At 74.8% G+C, this 1,944-nt stretch carries 3 protein-coding genes; 1 reads left to right on the top strand and 2 read right to left on the bottom strand.

Annotated elements, in window-relative coordinates:
* Window positions 1-299: 299 nt before the first annotated feature.
* Window positions 300-815 (bottom strand): DinB family protein, encoded by a 516-nt coding sequence (locus K6I33_RS34570; RefSeq protein ID WP_229358758.1) that lies wholly within the window; start codon window positions 813-815, stop codon window positions 300-302.
* Window positions 816-855: 40 nt separating this feature from the next.
* A complete protein-coding gene (locus tag K6I33_RS34565) occupies window positions 856-1,461 on the bottom strand; it encodes a TetR/AcrR family transcriptional regulator (protein ID WP_229358757.1) in 606 nt (201 codons plus the stop codon).
* Between the two features lie 83 nt (window positions 1,462-1,544).
* On the opposite strand from K6I33_RS34565, the gene K6I33_RS34560 reads away from it, so the two are divergent.
* On the top strand, window positions 1,545-1,944 hold a 400-nt coding region (locus tag K6I33_RS34560), incomplete at its 3' end, for an NAD(P)-binding protein (protein ID WP_229358756.1).

Here is a 1,944-nt window from a genome sequence, read left to right as displayed (position 1 = left end):
GTGACGGTCAGCGACTCACGGGCCGGGCCCTGGGCGGCCCGGGGCCCGCCGGGCTGGCCGGGCGCGAGGGGGCGGGGGGCGACGGAGACACAGCCGACCGCGGCCGACATGGCCACCGCCACCAGGACGGCGGCTGAGGGCACTCGATGCATTCGGCCAACCCTGCTGCCGGACAAGGGGCATGGGGAATTCCCCGCAGGGGTGACATGGATTCACGGGCCCGGTCGCGCTCCGCCCGGCCCCCGGTCGCGCTCCGCCCGGCCCCCGGTCGCGCTCCGCTCTGTCCGGTCGCGCTCCGCTCAGGCCCCGGTCGCGCCGTCGATGCGCTCGCGGATGAGGTCGGCGTGGCCGTTGTGCCGCGCGTACTCCTCGATCATGTGCGTGAGGATCCAGCGGAGGCTGAAGGGCTCGCCCGCGCGCCATCCGACACCGGTGCCGGAGTCGTCCAGCGACCGTCCGGCGGCGAGCGCCCGCGCCTTGTCGATCTCGGCCTGCCAGGTGGCGTGAGCCTCCTCGCCGGTGTCCTTCTCCGTGACCTTGAAGTCCTTGTCGCGGTCGGTCTCGTCGTAATAGATCGGCGGCGCGTCCTGCCCGGCCAGCACCCGGCTGAACCAGTGGCGCTCCACCTCCGCCATGTGCCGCACGAGCCCCATGAGGGACATGATGGACGGCGGCGCGGACGCCGTCCGCAGCTGCTCGTCGTCCAGGCCGGCGCACTTGGCGGCCAGCGTGGCCCGGTGGAAGTCCAGCCAGGACTCCAGCATCTCGCGTTCGCCCGCGGTGGTCGAAGGCATGGTGCGCTCATTGATCGTCATGGGGGCATCATCGCGCCGGAGTTCGAACCCGCGCCAGGGATTATCGCCCCAGTGCTCCCCGCAGCAGCTCCCTGAATCCCCGCCGCAGTCCGGCGCGGCCGGGCACCTCGGCGTGGTAGCTCCCCGCCGCGCACGAGAACATCAGCCCCTCGCACCATGCGATGAGCGACATCGCGTGCCGCTCCGGTTCGGGGGAGCCCGCGGCCGTCATCAGCGCGATCACCGGAGCGCGGAAGCGGCCCCGTCCCGTCGCGTCGTAGATCTCCCTGAGCTCGGGCCGGCGCGCCGCCTCCAGCGCCAGCTCGTAGCGGGCGAGGAGCAGCTCGCGCTGCCCGGTCAGCGAACGGTGGAGCGCGAGCGCGAGGGCGTCGGCGAGCGCGTCGAGCCCGTCCGCCCCCGCCGGGTCCGGCATCTCGCGGGGCAGCAGCACCGCCTCCTCGCGCTCGGCCAGCCGCCGTACGGCCGCCTCCAGCAGTGCGGCCCGGGTGCGGGCGTGGTTCGACGTCGAGCCGGGCGGCAGCCCGGCGGCCTCGTCCACGGCGCGGTGGGTCAGGCCCCGCATGCCGCGCTCGGCGAGCAGGGCGAGCGCGGTGTCCGCGATCAGTTGGGCGCGGGGGCGGGTGGTGGCGGTCTTCTCGGGGTGCACGCCGCCCAATCTACCCCCGGCACTACAGGTGTAGTAGCGTGGCTGTCACTACATCTGTAGTTCCTGTTCCTGGGAGGAACCCCATGACACAGCCCCGCGCCGTTGTCATCGGCGGCGGCATAGGCGGCCTCACCGCGGCCTGCGCCCTGCACCACGACGGCTGGACCGTCACCGTCCTCGAACGCGCCGCCGCCCTCGAACCCGTCGGCGCCGGCATCGCGCTCGCCCCCAACGCCCAGCGCGCCCTCGACACCTTCGGCGCGGGCGACGCCGTACGCGCCCTGTCCGGCTGGCAGGCCGACGGCGGACTACGGCTGCCCGACGGCCGCTGGCTCTCCCGTACGAGCACCGAGGCCGCGGCCCGCCGCTTCGGCGGCCCGGTCGTCGTCGCCCACCGCGCCGACGTCGTCGGCCTGCTCGCCGCCCGCCTCCCGGAAGGCGCCGTACACACCGGCAGCCCCGCCGCCCTCGCCGACCCCGGCG

This window comes from Streptomyces sp. UNOB3_S3 (genome assembly GCF_020740895.1).
Classification (GTDB): Bacteria; Actinomycetota; Actinomycetes; order Streptomycetales; family Streptomycetaceae; genus Streptomyces.
This window is presented reverse-complemented; position numbering and strand designations above follow the sequence as displayed.